Below are 22,366 nucleotides of genomic sequence, written 5' to 3' on the forward strand. Positions count from 1 at the left end.
TTAGTAATAAGTGATTAACAGGGTGATCTGCCAACTTGTTTTTTATATGTTACTAAAGCACTATTCAAAAAAAAAGACTATCTTTGAGTACATTTAATTCCAATTATAGCTATCAATGAGAAAACGGAATATTCTAATACTATTACTATCCATGATAGGCATGTATGCTTTTGCCTATCCAAATATGATTGTAGAACACTACACGGCTGAACGTGGTTTGCCTAATAATATCGTAAACTGTACATTAAAAGGACAAGACGGATTTATCTGGTTCGGTACCTGGTATGGACTATGCAGCTTTGACGGAAGTAAATTCCGTTCCTACGATAATCATGACGGCTTTTATTCCACAGACATTCCGCCGCGTAAAATTCAGCGTATCGTAGAAGATAAGAATGGTTTTCTGTGGATTAAGACTATCGACCGTAAACTCTATCTGTTCGATAAACGGCATGAGAGCTTTCATGCCGTCTACGATGATGTGAAAGAATATTCCGAGAACATTCAGATTATCAAGATTCAGACGACCGAAGACGGCGACGTATTGTTGCTGACAAAAGATAAAAGCCTTTTGCGTGCGTACACCGACAAGGAAGGTAAAATAACGATGAAACAATTGCATGATTCGCGTCCTAACGTGAACGTGTACGACATGCGTTTGAAACACAACATATTCTGCGAAACAGCCGAGTTTATCAATTGGATCGGTATGGATTATCAGATTCTGTCCCTACGGAAAGGGGAAGCGCTGAAAGACAAACCTGCCGACTTTATACAGAAAAAAGTATCTGCTAACCCGGATCAGTTTACTTGTGCCTCTTATAATTCTAAATTCTTATGGTTGGGAGACAAGAAAGGTCACATTTATAGCATTGATCCGCAAAACGGAGTTGTCAACCGTTACGAGATACCGGAAATCAAACAGCCGGTTTCTAATCTGCTGGTAACGGAATCCGGTCTGATGTACATTACCACCAACGAAGGAGCATACGAGTACAATATCGGCTACAAGCAGTTGACCAAGCTCCCCTTTACCATCCCCGAAAAAGACAATGGAATTATATTCTATGATAAATACGATAAGGTATGGTTTCAGGAAGGCAACCAGGCATTGACCTATTATGATCCCCTGAACAGGAGCCACCACCGCTTTACATTCCCCAATCAGAACGCAATCGGCAATTTTGAAATGCAGGATGCCGGCGAACAGGGCATGTTCTTTATGACTCCGGGAGGGGAAATTCTTCTATTCGATAGGGAGAAACTGGAAATGACCCGTATCAACCAATTGAAGCCTTTCTCCGACGATCTTCCCAATCAGCTTTTCTTCCATCTTCTGCTGGATAAAGATGGTATCCTTTGGTTGGCATCTACAAGCAGCGGAGTATATAGGCTTAACTTCCCCAAGAAGCAATTCCAACTGCTGACAGAAGTTTCTCCATCTCCGGTAGTGCCCGAAAGATCGACTTCCTGGAATCAGGGAATACGTGCTCTCTTCCAAGCGCAAAATGGGGATATTTGGGTAGGAACCCGCTGGCAAGCTCTGTATCGCCTGGATCGTAACGGACAAGTGAAACAAATCTTCTCGGATAAGAACTATCTGTTGGGAGCCGTATATCATATTATGGAAGACAAAGACGGTAATCTTTGGTTTTCCACCAAAGGAAACGGGCTTGTCAAAGCCGAACCGGACATGAATTCACCGCACGGGTTGCGTTTTACCCGTTATATCAATGACCCCAAGAATCCGAATTCTATCAGTAACAACGATGTGTACTTTACTTATCAGGACAGCCAGGGGCGCATTTGGGTAGGATTACTAGGAGGAGGTCTGAATCTAATTTCCGAAGAGAACGGAGCAATTACCTTTATCCATAAATACAATGGCTTGAAACAATATCCTGCATACGGTCTATATATGGAGGTACGTACCATGACGGAAGATGAAGACGGACGTATTTGGGTAGGAACAATGGATGGCCTGATGTCTTTCGACGGACATTTCACTGCCCCCGAACAGATCCAGTTTGAAACGTACCGACAGGTCAGCGAAAATTCAAACGTAGCGGATAACGATATTTATGTACTCTACAAAGATACTGATTCGCAAATCTGGGTAAGTGTATTCGGAGGCGGTTTGAATAAATTAGTCCGCTATGATAAAGAAAAGCGTGAACCGATCTTCAAATCATACGGCATACGCGAAGGAATGAATAACGATGTAGTCAAATCCATCGTAGAAGATAAAAACGGTAACTTGTGGTTTACAACGGAAATTGGCTTGTCCTGCTTCAATAAGGCTACCGAACAGTTTCGCAACTACGACAAATACGACGGTTTCCTGAATGTGGAATTGGAAGAGGGGAGTGCCCTCCGTACCTTGAATGGAGATTTGTGGATTGGTACCCGGCAGGGAATCCTGGCATTCTCTCCCGACAAACTGGAAACATTGCATACGAACTACGATACACGTATTGTTGACTTTAAAGTTTCCAACCGCGATCTGCGTAGTTTCCGCGAATGTCCGATCCTGAAAGAATCCATCACATACGCCAAAGCAATCGAACTGAACTACAATCAATCCATGTTCACGATTGAATTTGCTGCATTGAATTTCTATAATCAAAACCGGGTATCTTATCGATATATACTTGAAGGATATGAAAAAGAATGGCATTATAACGGAAAGAACCGTATCGCTTCTTATACCAACGTACCTCCCGGAGACTATACATTCCGTGTAGAAACCGTAGATGAAGCCAATCCGGAGCTGGTTTCCAACTGTACATTGGCTATTACTATCCTTCCACCGTGGTGGTTGAGCTGGTGGGCAACCCTTATTTATGTAATTCTAGGTTTGGCAGCTCTCTATTTCAGCCTGCGCCTGGCTTTCTTCATGCTCAAAATGAAGAATGATATTTATATCGAGCAAAAGGTATCGGAGATGAAAATCAAGTTCTTTACCAATATCTCCCATGAATTGCGCACTCCTTTGACATTGATAAAAGGTCCGATACAGGAACTAAGAGAACGCGAAAAGCTCTCTCCGAAAGGATTGCAATATGTGGATCTGATGGAGAAGAATACCAATCAGATGCTGCAATTAGTGAATCAGATCCTTGATTTCCGGAAGATTCAGAACGGCAAGATGCGTTTGCATGTGTCATTAATTGATTTTAATGAAATGATAGCTTCTTTCCAGAAAGAATTCCGGGTACTTTCCGAAGAAAACGAGATCAGTTTTACTTTCCAGTTGCCGGATGAACCGATTATGGTATGGGCGGACAAGGAGAAAATGAGCATTGTTATCCGCAACATCATATCCAACGCATTCAAATTCACTCATTCCGGAGGAAGTATTTATATAACTACCGGATTGACGGACGACGGTAAACGTTGTTATGTACGGGTGGAAGATAACGGAGTAGGTATTCCACAAAATAAACTGACCGAGATTTTCGAACGCTTCTCGCAAGGAGAGAACGCGAAAAACTCCTATTATCAGGGCACGGGTATTGGATTGGCACTTTCAAAAGAGATCGTCAATCTGCATCATGGACAGATTCGTGCCGAAAGTCCCGAAGGACAAGGGGCGGTGTTTATTGTGGAACTTCTGATGGATAAGGAACATTACCGCCCGTCGGAAGTAGACTTCTATGTGGGAGATACAGAGACAGCCCCTGTTTCGGTAGAACAAGATCCCGTTGCAAATGCCATATCCGAAGACGGTACGGAAGAAGAACCGGAAATCGATGCTTCATTACCGACCCTTCTGTTGGTGGAAGATAACAAAGACCTTTGCCAGTTGATAAAGCTTCAGTTGGAGGACAAGTTCAATATCCATATTGCCAATAACGGAGTGGAAGGTTTGAAGAAAGTACATCTGTATCATCCGGATATTGTGGTGACCGATCAGATGATGCCCGAAATGGATGGGCTTGAAATGTTGCAATCCATCCGCAAAGATTTCCAAATCAGTCATATCCCTGTCATTATCCTGACTGCGAAGAATGATGAAGGCGCCAAGACCAAAGCGATCACTTTAGGGGCAAACGCCTACATCACCAAACCTTTTAGTAAGGAATATCTATTGGCACGTATCGACCAGTTGCTTGCCGAACGGAAACTGTTTCGTGAACGAATCCGTCAGCAAATGGAAAACCAGACGACGACCGAAGAAGACAGCTACGAACAATTTTTGGTAAAGAAAGACGTACAGTTCCTCGAAAAGATACATCAGGTCATTGAAGAAAATATGGACGACAGTGACTTTAACATTGACACCATAGCATCCGGTATCGGATTGAGCCGTTCGGCATTCTTCAAGAAACTGAAGAGTCTTACCGGCCTGGCGCCCGTTGACCTGGTAAAAGAGATTCGTTTGAATAAATCTATCGAACTGATTAAAAATACGGATTTAAGTGTTTCCGAAATTGCTTTTGCTGTCGGATTCAAGGATTCGGGATATTATAGTAAGTGTTTCCGGAAAAAATATAATCAGTCCCCTCGCGAATATATGAATGAATGGCGGAAAGGAGAGAGATAACCGATTACAAAATGCTTTCTTAATCGTCCTTTTAGAAACCTAATTAAGATTCGAAAGAATGAACAACATTAAGAAAGTATTATCAGCGTGGATGCTGGTTGCCTGTGTACTACCTGTGGCAGCCCAGTATCCTGTAATTCCGGACTCGGTAAAAGCAAGAGGAGCAAAACAAGAAGCGGAGTTTGAACGGAAATCGGATGCGGCATGGGAAAAAGCTTTGCCGACAGTGTTAGAAGAAGCAAAGAAAGGTCGTCCCTATAAGCCTTGGGCCTCGAAACCCGAAGATTTGATAAAAAGTAATATCCCGGCTTTCCCCGGCGCGGAAGGCGGAGGCATGTATACTCCCGGTGGTCGTGGCGGTAAAGTGATTGTGGTCACTTCGCTGGAAGATTCCGGTCCCGGAACATTACGCGAAGCCTGCGAAACGGGAGGTGCACGTATTATTGTATTCAATGTAGCGGGAGTGATTCGTTTGAAAAGCCCGATTAGCGTACGTGCCCCTTATGTAACGATTGCCGGACAAACAGCTCCCGGAGATGGTATTTGCGTCACCGGACAATCTTTCCTGATCGATACACACGATGTTGTGATTCGCCACATGCGCTTCCGTCGCGGTGCGCAGGACGTAGCTTTCCGTGATGATGCAGTAGGAGGGAATGCGGTTGGGAATATCATGATTGACCATTGCTCCGCCAGTTGGGGATTGGATGAAAACATGTCTATCTACCGTCATGTATACAACAGAGGGGCAGACGGACACGGGCTGAAACTTCCGACAGTAAACATTACCATCCAGAATTCTATTTTCTCTGAAGCATTGGATACCTACAATCATGCTTTCGGTGCAACCATCGGTGGGCATAACAGTATGTTCTGCCGTAATCTCTTTGCTTCCAACATCAGCCGGAATAGTTCGGTAGGTATGGACGGCGACTTTAACTTCGTCAATAATGTTGTTTTCAACTGGTGGAACCGTTCCGTAGACGGAGGCGATCACAACAGTTTCTACAATATGATAAACAACTACTTCAAACCCGGTCCGATCACTCCGATAGGTAAACCGATCTCTTATCGTATTCTCAAACCGGAAGCGGGACGTGACAAAAACAGACCGCTTTCATTCGGAAAAGCATACGTAAACGGAAATATTATCCATGGCAATGCCAAAGTTACAAAAGATAACTGGGACGGAGGCGTACAACTTAAAGAAGAGGTGGACGCCGCAAAGTTTCTGCCGCTAATTAAATCGGACGAGGCTTTCAAAATGCCACCGGTAACTGTAATGGATACCAAAAAAGCTTATACCTTTGTATTAGATAATGTAGGAGCTAATTTTCCGAAACGTGACGCAGTAGATGCACGTGTCATTAAAACCGTACAAACAGGAAAGGCCATTTATGCGAAAGATGCACCGGAGTTTGTCTCTCCTTACGTGAAGAGACGGTTACCGGCTGATTCTTACAAGCAAGGTATCATCACAGATATTCGTCAGGTAGGCGGACTGCCCGAATATAAAGGTGAAGCGGTAGTAGACTCGGACGGCGACGGTATGCCGGATATTTGGGAAATTGCCAACGGATTGAATCCGAATGACCCGACCGACGCCAACATGGACTGCAACGGTGACGGATATACCAATATTGAAAAATACATCAATGGTATAGACACCAGAAAGAAAGTGGACTGGACAGACTTGAAGAACAATTACGATACATTGTCTAAACGGAAAAGTCTGTTGTAACCGGATGAAAAGAGATTAAAGTTTATTGTAATGAATATACAAGTAAGAACGATCCTTTTAGGATTATTGAGCATTGGGTTTGTGCAAAGTTATGCGCAAACCTTTGCTTTACAGGTTAAGAATGACCAGATCACTTACCTGAATGATGATCGGGGAAACCGGGTTCTCGATTTCTCGACATGCGGATATAAATCCTCCGAACAGGATATTCCTTCTGTCCGTAATGTGGTGTTTGTACCCTGGAAAGCCGGAGATAATACAGCGCGCATTCAACGTGCCATTGATTATGTAGCTTCGCTGACTCCCGACGCTTCCGGTTTTCGGGGAGCCGTATTACTCGATCAGGGAGAGTTTTCCCTGTCCGGCAGTATTCGTATCTCCGCATCCGGAATTGTATTGCGGGGTACGGATAAAGAAAAAACAATACTGCTGAAAAAGGGCGTGGACAGAGGTGCGCTTATCTACATGGAAGGAGTGGACGACCTGAATGTACAAGACACATTGAAGGTGCTTTCCCACTATGTTCCGGTAAACGCGAGAACATTGGAAGTCGCTTCGGGTGTTTCTCTGAAAAAAGGAGACCGTGTCATGGTTACCCGTCCTTCCGGCAAAGAATGGATTGCCTCTTTGGGTTGTGATATTTTTGGAGGAGGTATCAGTGCTTTGGGATGGAAAGAAGGTGACATGGATCTGACTTGGGACAGAACAGTCTGCGAAGTAAATGGCAACCAAGTAACACTGGATACTCCGCTGACCGTAGCTTTGGATGCCAACTATGGAACTTCTTCCCTGTTGACTTATCAATGGAACGGACGTATTCACGATTGTGGCGTAGAAAATATGACACTGATTTCTGATTACGACAAACGTTATCCTAAAGACGAGGATCATTGCTGGACAGGTATTTCCATTGAAGATGCGGAAAACTGTTGGGTGAGACTGGTTAATTTCAAGCATTTTGCAGGAAGTGCTGTAATTGTTCAGCGTACAGGTTCCAAAATTACCGTTGAAGACTGTATCTCGAAAGAACCCGTTTCAGAAATCGGAGGGATGCGTCGTTGCACTTTCCATACGCTGGGACAACAAACTTTATTTCAACGCTGTTATTCGGAACAGGGTATTCATGACTTTGCTGCCGGATATTGCGCAGCCGGTCCCAATGCTTTTGTACAATGTGATTCGTATGAATCTTTGGGATTCAGCGGTTCTATTGATGCCTGGGCGTGCGGACTGCTGTTTGACGTAGTAAATATCGACGGTCATAACCTGACTTTCAAGAATTTGGGACAAGATAAAAACGGAGCCGGTTGGAATACGGCAAACAGCTTGTTTTGGCAATGTACGGCAGCGGAAATCGAATGTTATGCCCCGGCAAAAGATGCGATGAACCGTGCATACGGTTGTTGGGCACAATTCTCCGGTGACGGTGAATGGGCACAGTCCAACAATCATGTACAACCTCGCAGTATTTTTTATGCTCAATTGAAAGAACGGTTGAACAAAGAATGTGCAGAACGTGCACGTATTCTGCCCAGAAATACAAGTGCAACCAGTAGTCCTACAGTGGAAGTAGCTATGGAACTCGCTAAAGAAGCATATAAACCACGATTGACGTTGGAACATTGGATCGGCGATAACAAGTTTGCTCCTTCGGTGGCATCAACCGGAGTAAAATCAATCGATGATATTAAAGAGAAAAAGAGCGCTGCACTTGCAAATTCTTCTTCTACTGCTGCTAAATTATTAACCCAACCGGAAGTAACTGTAACCAATGGACGTATTCAGATGGACGGTGCTCTATTGGTGGGAGGCAGTCATACCACCCCTTGGTGGAACGGAAAGCTCAAAACCAATTATCTAAAAAAGGCAAGTCCGGCCATCACCCGCTTTGTGCCGGGACGCGAGGGATTGGGATTAACCGACCGCATTGATTCTGTAGTCGACTTTATGAAACAGAAAAACATTCTTGTTTTCGATCAGAATTATGGTCTTTGGTACGATCGTCGCCGGGATGACCACGAACGGATTCGCCGTCGCGATGGTGATGTATGGGGACCTTTCTATGAACAGCCATTTGGTCGTAGCGGTCAGGGAACAGCATGGGAAGGATTGAGCAAATATGATTTGAAGCGCCCTAATGCATGGTACTGGAGCCGCTTAAAAGAATTTGCAGAAAAAGGAAATAAGGACGGACTGCTGTTGTTCCATGAAAACTATTTCCAACACAATATATTGGAAGCCGGTGCGCATTGGGTAGATTCTCCATGGAGAAGCAGCAATAACATCAATCAGACCGGATTTCCTGAACCTGCTCCATTTGCCGGAGACAAACGAATCTTTGTGGCGGATATGTTCTATGACATTACTCATCCTGTCCGTCGTGAACTGCACAGACAATATATCCGCCAATGCCTGAATAACTTCGCGGACAATTCGAATGTCATTCAGTTGACAAGTGCCGAATTTACAGGCCCGTTGCACTTCGTACAATTTTGGTTGGACGTGATAGCTGAATGGGAAACTGAAACCGGAAAGAAAGCAAAAGTAGCATTAAGTACAACGAAAGATGTACAAGATGCAATCCTTGCAGATCCTAAACGCGCTGCCGTAGTAGATATTATTGATATTCGATACTGGCATTATAAGACGGACGGAATCTTTGCGCCGGAAGGTGGAAAGAATATGGCGCCACGTCAGCACATGCGGAAGATGAAAGTGGGAAAGGTAACTTTCACAGAAGCATATAAAGCTGTCAATGAGTATCGTCAGAAATTTCCTCAAAAGGCAGTGACATTCTACGCACAGAATTATCCGGCTATGGGATGGGCTGTATTTATGGCAGGAGGTTCATGTCCTGTAATTCCGTGCACAGATAAAGCGTTCCTGAAGGATGCAGCAGCAATGGATGTGGAAGAAACAAATACGGATGAGTACAAGAAAATGGTAAAATCTGATATTGGAAGTATCATTTATTCCAAGTCCGGAACAGAAATTCCTGTTCAATTATCGTCCGGAAAGTATGTATTAAAGTACATCCACCCTGCTTCCGGAAAGATTGAAACGATGAATAAATCACTGAAAATAAATGGTTTATACAAACTAAAGGTGCCAGATAAGAAAGAAGGTATTTATTGGTTCCATAAGTTATAAAGCAGAGAATCCCGTTGAAGACTATTCAGCGGGATTTTTACTTTTTATTGGTAATTTCTAGTAAAAGAGTGTTATAAAACATGATACTTGTTTTTTCAATCCACAAACCAGATTTTACCTAACGTTGCGGTCGATACTGCTTAGTTTTGCAACATCAAATCAATCGAATTAATGCTATGATGGAACAGACTAATCATTCAACCGACACTTTACTCGCTTCTTTTCAAGCGGGAAACATGGCAGCTTTTTCACAGCTGTATAACTTGCACATCAACGTCCTTTTTAATTACGGATTGAAGTTGACCATTGATAAAGAGTTACTGAAAGATTGTATTCATGACATCTTCGTGAAACTCTATACAAAGAAAGATGAATTAGGCACCATTGATAATTTGAGATCTTATTTATTTATCTCCTTAAAGAATAAGTTGTGTGATGAACTTCGCAGACGTATGTATATGTCTGATACGGCAGTAGAAGAAGTTAGCATATCCACTCCTACAGATGTAGAAGATGATTATATGGAAGAAGAGCAACGCAAGAATGAATTTTCATTGGTTAGACGTCTGCTGGATCAATTATCTCCCCGCCAACGTGAAGCGCTTACATTATATTATATAGAAGAAAAGAAATACGAGGATATCTGCGAGATTATGAATATGAATTATCAGTCTGTACGCAACCTGATGCATCGCGGATTGACAAAATTGCGTAGTCTGGCGAGTTAATTTTAGTAAAAAGGTAAATGGGTTGAGTACATAGACAGGATAACGCCGTCCTACTTATGTAAACGCTTAAAAAGGATGCGATATGTGCTCAAAGGTAATGGATTTTTTGACGGATGATGATTTTATCAACTATGTGCTGGGTGTAACTCCGCAATCAGCTTCCCAATGGGAAACTTATTTCAGAGAGCACCCGGAAGAGACGGCAGATGCAGAAGAAGCTAAAGCTGTATTATTGGCTCCGGCAAATGTAGACTGTGGCTTCTCAATAGTTGAAAACAACGAATTGAAAGATAGGATTATTAGTAGTATAAAAGATTTTTCGGGTATTTTGTAGATAGGTTAGTATAGTTAAGATAAAGTAGTTAGGTTAGTTAAGGCATTAAAAGATTGACGCAGTCTTTCACAGGAGGTTTAGTTTTAAACACAGTGAAAGACTGCGTTTTTTATTTGTCCTATTCAGGTTTATCGCCAGATTCCTGAATATTGAAAGCACTACTGAAACTGACTATTAATACGATACATCCACCCAATATGCCGATAATCATATAAGCGATACGGATATCGAACGCCTGCGAGATGGCACCGATAAGCAGGGGAGCAATCAGCGAGCCTATAAAACTGATGCTTGACAGAATGGTAAGTGCAATACTGATCGGTGTTTTTGATTTTGCTCCCACGAAGCTGTACAAAGTAGGCACAATGCAGGAAATACCCAAGCCGACCAGCATAAAACCTAAAGAATTGATGATTACTTTCATGGCCATAGATTCGAAAACTCCTCCTAACAGGGCAGAAACAAAAAAGCCGATACAGATAAAGCTGCCCGCCAGTTGCAGGACTTTCTTCTTTCCCCAAAGCTGATAAGCGTAGTTAGTCAGGAAACGGCCCGTTGCCATCATAATCATAAATACAAGAAAACCGATTTGCAATGATTTAGGTACGTGAACCACTGATTCGAAATAAACGGCACTCCAGTCGAACATCGCGCTTTCTACAATCAGCGCGAACAGTCCGACAAGGCCTAACTGCAAAAGCAACATTTCCGGTTTTTGAAATAACAGGCGAAAACCATTGGGAGCTTTGGCCGTATTTCTTTCCTGCGTCTTCGTATCAGAAACTTCCGCTTCCTGCGGTGCGCTCTCCTGCAAATATTTCCGCCCGGAAAGTGCAATTATAAGGATGATGATAAATATCAGTGTGTAATGCCAGATAGGGGAGACTCCTGCCAAAATCATTACGAAGCCGATAAGTGCTCCTGCACATGCCCCCAGACTCCATCCTCCATGAAAAGTGGCCATAATGGTTTTACCATACAAACGTTCCACTTCAATGCCTTGTGTATTGAATGATATATCACATAAATTCCAGAACACCCCGAAGCAAAAGAGCAGAAAGCCTAAAAGATAGACCTCATGAGCCAATCCGACACAAAGCAGGGATGAAGCGTATCCCAGGATACTGACCTGTACCATGCTCCGGCTTCCTAACTTCGAAACAAGATAGCCAGCCAAGGGGATCGCGACAAACTTTCCGACAGGAATCATAAATAAAATCAGTCCCCAGTAGAAAGCATAATTTGCGGCAAAAACGTCTTTAAAATCAGGGATTCGGCTGGCCCAACTTGCCATACAAAGTCCTTGGGCAAAGAAAAAAGTCAATATGGCAAAACGTATTCTCTCTTTTGGATGCGTAAATTGGTTATTCATGCATTTTTTATTTTTAATCACGGCAAAGGTATCTATTTTTTTTGTACTTTTGCGCCCGATTTAAAAATATCATATTCATGAAGACAGGCGAATCTTTATTATCCATAGGTAAATTTATTGCAGAATATTCAGCCCATTTAATGGGAGCCGGAGTACACACCTCGCGGGTAGTACGTAACACAAAGCGTATTGGAGAGGCTTTCGGACTAGATGTCAAATTAAGCGTATTTCATAGAAACATCATTCTGACTATTATAGACAAAGAAACAAACGAGGCTTGTAACGAGGTCATAGACATTCCTGCACACCCGATCAGTTTTGAACATAATTCAGAGTTAAGCGCATTAAGCTGGGAAGCAGTAGACAATCATTTGTCATTGGAAGAATTGAAAGACAAATACAAGAAGATTATTTCTGCTCCGCGGATACATCCGCTTTTCGTTTTACTACTGGTAGGATTTGCCAATGCGTCTTTCTGCAAATTGTTCGGCGGTGATTTAATTTCGATGGGAATTGTGTTCTCGGCTACCATTACAGGATTCTACCTGAAACAACAAATGCAGGCGAAAAAGATCAATCATTATGTTGTATTTATTGTTTCGGCTTTTGTTGCTTCCCTGTGTGCTTCCACCGCGCTGATTTTCGACACAACTTCGGAGATTGCCATGGCAACCAGCGTGCTTTATCTTGTGCCTGGGGTTCCCTTGATTAATGGCGTGATTGATGTAGTAGAAGGATACGTTTTAACAGGATTTGCCCGTCTGACAGAGGCTTCTTTGTTGATTGTCAGCATCGCTATCGGACTTTCCTTCACATTATTAATGGTAAAAAACAGTTTAATTTGATATGATAGCACTTGACATTCTTACTGATGGATTTTTTGCAGCAGTAGCAGGTATAGGATTTGGTGCGATTTCCGATCCTCCTTTGCGTGCATTCAAGATGATTGCCATACTGGCAGCATTGGGACACGCCTGTCGTTTTTGTTTGATGACCTATTTAGGCATGGACATTGCCACAGGTTCGTTGTTTGCCGGATTAGTCATCGGCTTCGGCAGTTTGTGGTTAGGGAAAAAAGTATATTGCCCGATGACGGTATTGTACATTCCGGCATTACTTCCCATGATTCCGGGAAAGTTTGCATACAACATGGTATTTTCACTTATCATGTGTCTGCAAAATGTAAATGATCTGGATAAGCTGGACAAGTTCATGTCGATGTTCTTCTCTAATACTCTGATAGCAAGCACAGTGATTTTCATGTTGGCGGTAGGAGCTACGTTCCCGATGTTCCTGTTCCCACATAGAGCCTTTTCATTAACAAGACATTAAAACGAACTTTTATGGAGATTTTTTGGAGAACAATTGCATATTATAATTCAGCTACCTGGCTTTTACAGATAGTTATTATTCTGATTGGTATTGCATTGACCGGATTGCTTATCGGCCGGCCACGTCCGTGGGTGAAAATGGCGATGAAGTTCTATATGATAGGTCTGTATACGTGGATTTCTCTGGTCTACTATTATATCTACTGTGAAGAGCGTAGTTATAATGGAGTAATGGCTATGTTTTGGGGTGTGATGGCTATCATTTGGATATGGGATGCGATTACGGGATATACTACCTTCGAACGTACCCACAAATATGATTTGCTGTCTTATGTCCTGTTGGCAATGCCTTTTATATACCCTTTGGTTTCATTGGCACGCGGTCTCTCATTCCCGGAAATGACTTCTCCGGTCATGCCTTGTTCGGTAGTGGTGTTTACCATCGGATTGTTATTGCTGTTTGCGCAAAAGGTCAATATGTTTTTGGTATTGTTCCTTTGCCACTGGTCGCTGATCGGATTATCCAAAACTTATTTCTTTCAGATTCCGGAAGATTTCTTGTTGGCAAGTGCCACGATCCCCGGCCTGTATCTTTTCTTCAGGGAGTATTTCCTGAATAATCTGCATGCCGACACCAAGCCGAAAGCCAAATATATCAATTGGCTGTTGATAAGCGTTTGCGTCGGACTGGCCGTGTTGCTGACTACTACCATGTTTTTGGAATTGGTTCCGAAGGGTTAATCCGGAAACATAGAAGATATTCAAATCAAAAAAAGAGGCCGTTCAAAAAAGCCTTGATCTTATAAAATCGTCCTTACTACAACCTATCGTAGTAAGGACGATTTTTCTTTTAGGAACTTTGAGAACAGTTTCTTTTATATATCGTATCGTTTACTTAATTGCGTAGAATATCCGTAAGGCATATTGCATCACTGCATCAGGCAACCATTTTTTACTCTTCGCAAACAATACCTGTATCCAGGGACCTACTTTCGTCCGAAAAGGAGGATTGGTACGTTCCACTATCTTACAGATGGCAGCACCCAACTTCCGCGGATGGCATCCATTACGTTCTTCTTTTTCTATAATCTCTAATGATTTCAGAAAACTTTCTCCGTAATCGGCATCCAGTCTTGTCTGTTCGGAGATATTCCGGTTATCAGTAAATCCGGTGTTAAAGTCTCCCGGTTCTACTACACAAACCTTTATATGGAACGGATGAACCTCTAAAGCCAATGCTTCGCTATATCCCTCGACTGCAAATTTCGAAGCAGAATAAAATCCCTGATAGGGGATTCCCATTACACCACCGATAGAGTTGATATTGATAATCTTGCCCTTTCGCGCCTTTCTCATAGATGGCAAAACAGCTTTACACATATTCACTACACCGAAGAAGTTTGTATTCATTTGTATATTCACTTCTTCTTCAGTGGCAAGTTCCAATGCGCCGCCGATACCTATTCCAGCATTATTAATCAATACATCAATCCGTCCCTGCTCCGATAGAATCCGCTCTACGGCCTGACAAACGGAAAAGGAATTGGTGACATCGACAACAAGCATTTTTACATGATTCATGTCTTCAGAAGGTTTCCGGCTTGTTCCATAAACGATGTGCCCTTGTTCCGATAACATTTGGGCGGTAATCTTACCGAATCCGGAAGACGCTCCGGTGATAAGTATGACTTGTGGTTGCATATTTTTTATTTGCGGTATGGTACTAACTGCTCAATTATCATTTCTGCAAGATAGCAGTCATTTCTTCCCGCCAATCTTCACCATTCTTCGGTTGGAACGTTTCAAATCCGAGTTCCTTGCCTATATGGATATTCGAAGCACCGTCATCTACAAATAAAGTTTCGGAAGGAATGATATTGCAATCATTTACCATAAATTCGAAAATTTCGGGCGCAGGTTTCGTATGACCGACCTCATAAGACAAATATAGTTTGTCACAATAATCATTCAGCGGCTTTTTCTTCGATGAGAAATCAGAGCTGCATGCCCACGACATAACAAAAGGATTGGTATTACTTAAAATATACACATGATAGGACTTTCTCAATTCCAATATATAATCGAGTTTATTTAGATTCACTTCATTGAAAAAGCCCAGCCATGCCTGTTTGGTTTCCTCCATCGTCAATGGACGGCCACATAAATCCCCCAGTTGTTTCCGAAACTCATCCGCACTTAGCTTTCCTTCTTCCAGTTCTTGAAAGATGCCGGTCTGGTGATATTTATCCAGCCGGGTATCAGCATCTGCCAGTCCCAGTTTGATAAATGCCTGAACCGCTTTGTCACGATCAATATCTACAATCACTCCTCCAAAATCAAATACAATGTTTTTAATCATGATATATAATTTTCTTGTTTGCTACAAAGATACGGCTTATCTTCTTAATTAGCAGTGCACAACGGCTTGATATTTGTCAAAAAAACATAGTGACGCTATCCTTGCCAAATAGTGTCACTATCACACCCGGATAGCGTAGCTATAAGGAGAGGATAGCGTCACTATACTTTTTGTATGACTTAGGGAAGGATAAATACCGATTATTTTTTATATTTGCAAATCCAATCAATCCTTTGTAAAGACAAAAATAGAGTTATGAATAACCTTCGAATTTTATTGTATATGATGCTCCTTTCATTGGCTGCATGTCATCCGGAAGGAACGAGTGTGAAGCAAGGGTTAGGCAAAGCCGCACAACTCATGGCACAGGACCCTGATACAGCATCCATTATTCTTGAGACTATTCAGTCAAGCCAAATGAATGAGGCTCAACTGGCAGAGTATAATTTATTGTGTACCCAGCTCAACGAGGATAAAAACATTCCTCATTCCTCTGATAAGCAGATTAGGCAGGCGGCATCTTATTATGAGAAAAATGGCAATGAATATCAAAAATCCAAAGCATATTATTATCTTGCCTGTGTGGAAAGTGATCTGGAACAGAAAGAGGAGGCAGAAATCCACTTTAAGAAGGCAATCAAGCTTGCCAAGGAAACAGAGGAATACGACCATCTGGCAAAAATCTGCAAACGATGTAGTCTTTATTATCAGAAATACGGTAACTTTGATGAGGCACTGGAAATGGAGAGAAAGGCTTACGCCAGTCAGTTGATGTTGAATGACGGTAAAAGCGATTCTTCAGTAATTCTTTCTTCTGCTTTAGGAATGTTTGGTGTGATGTCTTTGTTACTTGGGCTACTCTGGAAGAAAAATCGGCACGCACTTTCCCAATTGGATCTTTTCAAAGAAGAAATACTGAAAAAAGATGTTGAATCGGATAAGCTGATTTTGCAATGTAACCATCTCGAAGAGAAGTATCAGTCTCTTCAACTACATATCTATGAAAGTTCCCCCGTTGTCTCAAAAGTACGACAGTTTAAAGAACGGAATGTTTTGTCTTCTAAAATCCCTTCTTTCTCCGAGAAAGACTGGACAGAGTTACTGCGACTTCAGGAAAACGTCTATGGACTTGTATCTAAATTGAAAGAAATAGGTCCGAAGCTCACAGAAGAGGATTTAAGGGTATGTGCTTTTCTGCGGGAGGGAGTCCAACCTGCTTGCTTTGCTGATTTAATGAAACTGACTACAGAGACGCTGACCCGGAGAATCTCCAGAATAAAAACGGAGAAACTGATGTTGGCAAATTCTAAAGAGTCACTGGAAGATATTGTGAAATCATTGGGGGATCTTTCATTTTGTGCAAGAAATTAATTATTATCTGGTAATGATTCATTATCTCCTTACTACATTTAAGGCTTTTCGTTGCAGAGATTAATGTTTTTTGGTACAGAAATTAGTAATCTTTTATGCAGTCGGGTAGTTGTCCCGTTATAACGGGACGATGGGCATCCTATAGGGTGACAAATGTCACTTTATAAGGTGATATTTGTCATTCTGTAATATGATTATCTGTCTTTAGAAGAATGAAAGTCATTAAAGATACGAAATTAAATAGCAAAAAACAAGAGTGGCACTTGTTTTTCCTAATATCCCAATAGTTTTTTCATATTTGATACATTGTCATTTTTATGCCATTTACTTTACTATGCCATTATTAATTTGTACCTAATTTATCCTCTGTCTGTTTTTGTCTATCTCTTCACTTTTATTATTATTGATTATCAACATATTATCATTGACGACCGTCCGTATCCGTCCGGTAAAAAATGCCTATTTTAGCAGTATGTCCTGTAACTTTGCAAATAAAAAAGTACAGAACAATGAGCAACTTATTATTTAAAAGATGGAATGATTTCGGTGGGTGGCTGGTCTTTCTGATAGCAGCATTTGTGTATGGGATGACCATCGAACCAACCGCAAGTTTCTGGGATTGTCCCGAATTTATTTCTTGTGCTGAAAAATTACAGGTAGGGCATCCGCCGGGAGCACCTTTCTATATGCTTGTCGGCAACCTGTTTACCCAGTTTGCTTCCGATGCTTCGCAAGTGTCGGGAATGGTCAACTTTTTAAATGCACTATTGAGTGCCGGTTGTATCTTGTTTCTTTTCTGGAGTATTACCCGATTAGTGAGAGCCTTGCTTGTGGGCGATGAACGGAAATTATCTGTTATGGATGTTATTATCATTCTGGGAGCAGGTTTTGTGGGAGCTTTAGCTTATACTTTCAGTGATACATTCTGGTTTAGTGCGGTAGAGGGGGAGGTATATGCCTTCTCTTCTTTCCTCACAGCCTTGGTATTTTGGATGATTCTTCGCTGGCAGGATGAAGCAGATTCTGTGTCCGGTGACCGCTGGATTATCCTGATAGCCTATATTATAGGGCTTTCAATCGGAGTGCATTTGCTTAATCTGCTTTGTATTCCTGCCATTGTATTAGTGTTCTATTACCAAAAATATCAGACTCTATCACTCAAGGGAGTTATCGGGGCCATTGCATTATCCGGTATTCTTATTGTATTGATTCTTTTTGTTTATATACCCGGAATGGCTGATGTAGGAGGATGGTTCGAATTATTCTTTGTCAATGTGATGGGATTACCCTTCCAGTCAGGATTGATCGTCTTTCTGGGTTTGGTCCTGTTTTTACTGATAGGAGCCATTTATCGGTTCAGAAAACGCATCGTGAATACCGGTTTGTGGTGTTTACTCATGCTCACCATAGGATATACCACCTATGCGGTCATACTCATTCGTGCCAATGCTAATACGCCGCTCAACGAGAATGCACCGGATACTATTTTCACACTCAAAAGCTACCTGAATCGCGAACAGTATGAAAGTGCTCCTTTACTTTATGGGAGAACCTATGCGTCCGAACCGGAGTATGTGCCCGAAGGAGACTATTACAAGGTAAAGACAGAAAAAGGTAGTGCCATCTATCGGCCGGATAAGAAAGAAGGCAAGTATAAAATTATTCGCTATAAGGAAGACGTGTGCTACACTCAAAATATGTTATTTCCGCGAATGTGGAATGATCGTTCGGCCGCTTCTTACAAAGGATGGTCCGGTGGAGGTGCGAATGAGGCTCCTACACAAAAAGAGAACCTGACTTATTTTATCACATACCAACTCAATTACATGTACTGGCGCTATTTCTTATGGAATTTTGTCGGACGACAGAATGATATTCAAGGAAGCGGTGAACCGGAACATGGTAACTGGATTACAGGAATTTCCTGGCTTGATAATCTGCGACTGGGGGATCAAAAACTTTTGCCGGAATCTTTGCGTGAGAACAAAGGTCACAATGTGTTCTATGGCTTACCATTATTATTAGGATTACTCGGTATCTATTGGCAATGGACACGTGGAAAAAAAGGCAAGCAGCAATTCAGTGTCTTATTTTTCCTTTTCTTTATGACGGGATTGGCTATTGTGCTCTATCTGAATCAGACTCCCGGACAACCCCGTGAACGGGATTATGCGTATGCAGGTTCGTTTTATGCGTTCGCTATCTGGATTGGAATGGGAGCCGCCGGATGCTGTGACATGCTTCGCAGGAAACAGGCAAAAATCCTCCCAGTCGGCTTACTTATGCTGCTTTGCCTGTTTGTCCCCATACAAATGGCAAGCCAGACTTGGGATGACCACGATCGAAGCAACCGGTATACCTGTCGTGACTTTGGTGCTAATTATCTGATGACACTTCCCGACAAAGGAAATCCGATCATATTCTGTGAGGGGGATAATGATACGTTCCCCTTGTGGTATAATCAGGATACGGAAGAAGTACGCAGAGATGTACGTATCTGCAATTTAAGTTATGCGCAGACCGACTGGTACATTTATCAGCAACAATGTCCTCTGTACGATGCTCCCGGACTGCCGATCAGTTGGGATCAAAATCAATACCAGGAAGGGAAGAACGAATATGTGGCTGTTCGTCCGGAATTGAAGAAACAGATAGAAGCATTGTATCAGAAACATCCCGAAGAAGCCCGTGATAGTTTTGGAAATGATCCGTATGAAATAAAGAATATCCTGAAATATTGGGTGTTCGCAGAGAAACAGGAATTCCATGTGATACCTACCGATACTATAAATATTTATATTGATAAGGATGCAGTACTCCGTTCTGGAATGATGTTGCCTGAAGCCATTCGTCATTTAAAAGGGGAAGAACTAAGAGATGCAATACCGGATAAACTGTCTATTTCTCTAAAAAATATACGTCTGTTGACTAAAGTGGACTTACTCATGCTCGAGATCCTGGCTAACTGTAACTGGGAACGTCCCCTGTACATGGCTATCTCGGTAGGCAACTCCAGTAAACTGAAATTTGATGACTACTTTGTTCAGGAAGGGTTAGCATTCCGGTTTACTCCTTTCAACTATAAAGAATGGGGAGACGTGGAAGAAGGCAATGGATATGCCATAGATACGGAGAAGCTCTACGAGAATGTGATGAACAGATATAAATACGGTGGATTGGATACTCCCGGACTTTATCTGGACGAAACAACCCTGCGCATCTGTTATTCTCATCGAAGGCTCTTTGCGCAACTGGCTAAAGAATTGGTGAAACAAGGAGACGACATCCGTGCCAGAAAAGTATTGGAATATGCTGGGCAAGCTATTCCGGCATATAATGTTCCTGAAGTATACGAGAGTGGTTCGTATGATATAGCCACCGCTTATGCTTCCATAGGAGAAACGCAGAAAGCGACCGATCTATTGAATCATCTGATAGCAGAATCGGAAAATTATATCGACTGGGCTTTCTCATTGGGAGATAACCGGATAGGGATGGTTCAACAGGATTGTTTGTATAGGTTCTGGCAATGGAATCAGTGTAATGAATTACTGAAGAGTATGGATAAAGAGAGATATGAACAGAGTAATCAGCAATTTGAAAAGAAATATATGCGCTTTACTCAACTAATGAATTATCACAACTAAACTCAAAGAATATGAAATCGAAAAGAATAAGAGAAGAAGAAATAAAAACAGTATTGGGCAAAAGAAATTACGTCATCTTAATTATCGGCTCTATATTGATTATCATAGGATATATATTAATGAGCGGCGAGGGGAGTACCCTTGCCGCCTATAATCCCGATATATTTAGTGGAACACGCATACGTATTGCCCCATTATTGTGTTTATTGGGGTATCTACTGAATGTATTCGGTATTCTTTACCGTCCTCGTCAAAGGGGATTTAATCTTTCAATAGAGGTAACTGATTGAGCATATTTCTAAGTTTGATTGCCACTCGTGGCATAGGTTCGGCAACTGTAAGTCCTACCAGATCATATTCGGAGGATATATCATTAATGATACGAACTACTTCTTCAATCTTCATGCCGTTAGGCTCAACGCCTACGGCAGCGATTATCTCTGCCGGGTCCAATACATCCATATCGAAATGTATAACCACCTTCGAAACCCCGGTACTTTTCAGCCATTCCATAATCTTTGTACGATCATTGGCAACTTCCTGTGGAGATAATCCTTTAATTCCCAGCTTTCTTTGTCGTTCCTGCATACCCTCATCCCATGAGCGGAGTCCGACAATCAGGGCTTTGGAAGCATCCGTTTTTCCCGGAAGTAATTCCATTATTTCTTCATCTCCCATTCCCAAACAAGCTGTTAGTGCCATTGCATGATAACCCTTATATTCATCATAAGGCAGATTGATGTCGGGATGTGCGTCTATCCAGACGATAGCTACATCATCCGGGTATCTATTGATTAAATAAGTAAACGGAACAACACTAACGGAACATTCTCCTCCTAAAGTGACAATCCGATCCGGATGATTCTCTTTAAGCAGATCAAGCGCAGCTTTAGTTTGTTTCAGTATGACACTGCGTGCACTGATACCTTTTTCCGTCGCTCTGTCATTTATATCCAGTGAAACCGGAACTTCGACCGTATTCTGACCGGTCTGTGGGGCTAAATAGTTCAATAACTGTGCTCCCAGATAGTAGCCTCTGGATGAATCTTCCGCCGGAATATCAGGCATCCAATGATCTACAATTCCTCCTTGCCATTGAGGATAGATAAAACGAAGAGTTGATTTTTTATTTTCCATATTTACATTGTTTGTTACTTTTTCTTGTGCATTCATTGAAACGACTCCAACGACTAATGCAAGTGATAATAAATACTTTCTCATCTTTTTGAAGCAAAAGTAGGGAATACCTGAAACATCGGCAAGTAGGGACGAATTATTCATATACTGATAAATTTAGCCCTATACTACATTTGGGGATTATTATTTTTGTTTTTGTAGTGATATCCTTATTTTTGCAGAAAAGCAGAAAACTATGTATAAGAAGAAAATTCCTTTTGATATTGATTGTGGGATAAAGATTACGATGGAAGTGATCGGGGGAAAATGGAAAAGTTGCATCATTCAGGAATTATGCACTGGTCCGAAACGTCCCAGCGAGCTGCATCGTTTATTTACCGAGGCAAGTCCCCGGGTCATCAATCAACAACTGAAAGAATTGGAGATGCACGGCATTATCAGCAAAAAGATATTCATGGAGCTTCCTCCCCATTCGGAATATGCTATCACCGAATTGGGAAAGACGCTGATTCCTCTGATTGAGCAACTGGAAATCTGGGGTGATAGCTTTCGTCCGGAGATGAAGAGAATCTTGAAAATAGAATAAATCTTTCTAATATCATTAATATTTCAAAAAAGACCATCTATCTAAAATAAATTATTGCTTCTTT

Annotated in this window: 16 protein-coding genes; 12 read left to right on the plus strand and 4 right to left on the minus strand. The window is 41.9% G+C overall.

Annotation, left to right across the window (positions count from 1 at the left end; genetic code table 11):
• The first annotated feature begins 115 nt into the window (after positions 1-115).
• The 5 genes from Bovatus_RS03320 to Bovatus_RS03340 all read left to right on the plus strand — a co-directional run bounded on the left by Bovatus_RS03320 (position 116) and on the right by Bovatus_RS03340 (position 10,499).
• Complete coding sequence (locus Bovatus_RS03320) at positions 116-4,546, plus strand: hybrid sensor histidine kinase/response regulator transcription factor (protein ID WP_081015843.1); 4,431 nt, start codon at positions 116-118, stop codon at positions 4,544-4,546.
• A 58-nt stretch (positions 4,547-4,604) separates the two neighbouring features.
• Positions 4,605-6,287: a polysaccharide lyase gene (locus Bovatus_RS03325; protein WP_004296028.1), complete on the plus strand. Its 1,683-nt coding sequence runs from the start codon at positions 4,605-4,607 to the stop codon at positions 6,285-6,287.
• A gap of 30 nt (positions 6,288-6,317) precedes the next feature.
• Entirely contained in the window at positions 6,318-9,437 is a 3,120-nt protein-coding gene (locus Bovatus_RS03330; protein WP_004296027.1) for a DUF6298 domain-containing protein, read from the plus strand.
• A gap of 176 nt (positions 9,438-9,613) precedes the next feature.
• Positions 9,614-10,165, plus strand: a complete 552-nt coding sequence (locus Bovatus_RS03335) for an RNA polymerase sigma factor (protein ID WP_004296026.1) — start codon at positions 9,614-9,616, stop codon at positions 10,163-10,165.
• Between the two features lie 82 nt (positions 10,166-10,247).
• Positions 10,248-10,499 (plus strand): hypothetical protein, encoded by a 252-nt coding sequence (locus tag Bovatus_RS03340; protein WP_052587804.1) that lies wholly within the window; start codon positions 10,248-10,250, stop codon positions 10,497-10,499.
• Between the two features lie 118 nt (positions 10,500-10,617).
• Here the strand turns inward: Bovatus_RS03340 and Bovatus_RS03345 are convergent, their stop codons facing one another.
• The gene (locus Bovatus_RS03345) at positions 10,618-11,871 is read right to left on the minus strand and encodes an MFS transporter (protein ID WP_004296024.1); all 1,254 of its coding nucleotides are present in this window, start codon (positions 11,869-11,871) and stop codon (positions 10,618-10,620) included.
• 77 nt (positions 11,872-11,948) lie between these two features.
• Between Bovatus_RS03345 and Bovatus_RS03350 the strand changes: the two genes are divergently transcribed.
• The 3 genes from Bovatus_RS03350 to Bovatus_RS03360 are packed head-to-tail and all read left to right on the plus strand — an operon-like array spanning position 11,949 to position 13,943.
• Positions 11,949-12,716: a threonine/serine exporter family protein gene (locus tag Bovatus_RS03350; RefSeq protein ID WP_004296023.1), complete on the plus strand. Its 768-nt coding sequence runs from the start codon at positions 11,949-11,951 to the stop codon at positions 12,714-12,716.
• A 1-nt stretch (position 12,717) separates the two neighbouring features.
• Entirely contained in the window at positions 12,718-13,203 is a 486-nt protein-coding gene (locus Bovatus_RS03355; RefSeq protein ID WP_004296022.1) for a threonine/serine exporter family protein, read from the plus strand.
• 11 nt (positions 13,204-13,214) lie between these two features.
• Entirely contained in the window at positions 13,215-13,943 is a 729-nt protein-coding gene (locus tag Bovatus_RS03360) for a DUF6064 family protein (protein ID WP_004296021.1), read from the plus strand.
• A 150-nt stretch (positions 13,944-14,093) separates the two neighbouring features.
• Here the strand turns inward: Bovatus_RS03360 and kdsR are convergent, their stop codons facing one another.
• Entirely contained in the window at positions 14,094-14,903 is an 810-nt protein-coding gene (gene kdsR / locus Bovatus_RS03365) for a 3-ketodihydrosphingosine reductase (RefSeq protein ID WP_004296020.1), read from the minus strand.
• 37 nt (positions 14,904-14,940) lie between these two features.
• Entirely contained in the window at positions 14,941-15,561 is a 621-nt protein-coding gene (locus Bovatus_RS03370) for an HAD family hydrolase (protein ID WP_004296019.1), read from the minus strand.
• A gap of 255 nt (positions 15,562-15,816) precedes the next feature.
• Here Bovatus_RS03370 and Bovatus_RS03375 point away from each other — a divergent pair, with 255 nt between their 5' ends.
• The 3 genes from Bovatus_RS03375 to Bovatus_RS03385 all read left to right on the plus strand — a co-directional run bounded on the left by Bovatus_RS03375 (position 15,817) and on the right by Bovatus_RS03385 (position 20,869).
• Positions 15,817-16,932, plus strand: a complete 1,116-nt coding sequence (locus tag Bovatus_RS03375; RefSeq protein ID WP_008999612.1) for a tetratricopeptide repeat protein — start codon at positions 15,817-15,819, stop codon at positions 16,930-16,932.
• 509 nt (positions 16,933-17,441) lie between these two features.
• Positions 17,442-20,579, plus strand: coding sequence for a glycosyltransferase family 117 protein (locus Bovatus_RS03380; RefSeq protein ID WP_008775691.1), 3,138 nt, complete (start codon positions 17,442-17,444; stop codon positions 20,577-20,579).
• Positions 20,580-20,590: 11 nt separating this feature from the next.
• Entirely contained in the window at positions 20,591-20,869 is a 279-nt protein-coding gene (locus tag Bovatus_RS03385) for a DUF3098 domain-containing protein (RefSeq protein WP_004296016.1), read from the plus strand.
• Here Bovatus_RS03385 and Bovatus_RS03390 read toward each other — a convergent pair.
• Positions 20,841-21,860: an arginase family protein gene (locus Bovatus_RS03390; protein ID WP_004296015.1), complete on the minus strand. Its 1,020-nt coding sequence runs from the start codon at positions 21,858-21,860 to the stop codon at positions 20,841-20,843. The genes Bovatus_RS03385 and Bovatus_RS03390 overlap by 29 nt on opposite strands.
• 91 nt (positions 21,861-21,951) lie before the next feature.
• Here Bovatus_RS03390 and Bovatus_RS03395 point away from each other — a divergent pair, with 91 nt between their 5' ends.
• Positions 21,952-22,302, plus strand: coding sequence for a winged helix-turn-helix transcriptional regulator (locus Bovatus_RS03395; protein ID WP_004296014.1), 351 nt, complete (start codon positions 21,952-21,954; stop codon positions 22,300-22,302).
• Positions 22,303-22,366 lie beyond the last annotated feature (64 nt).

Origin of the sequence: Bacteroides ovatus (assembly GCF_001314995.1) — a bacterium.
GTDB lineage: Bacteria > Bacteroidota > Bacteroidia > Bacteroidales > Bacteroidaceae > Bacteroides > Bacteroides ovatus.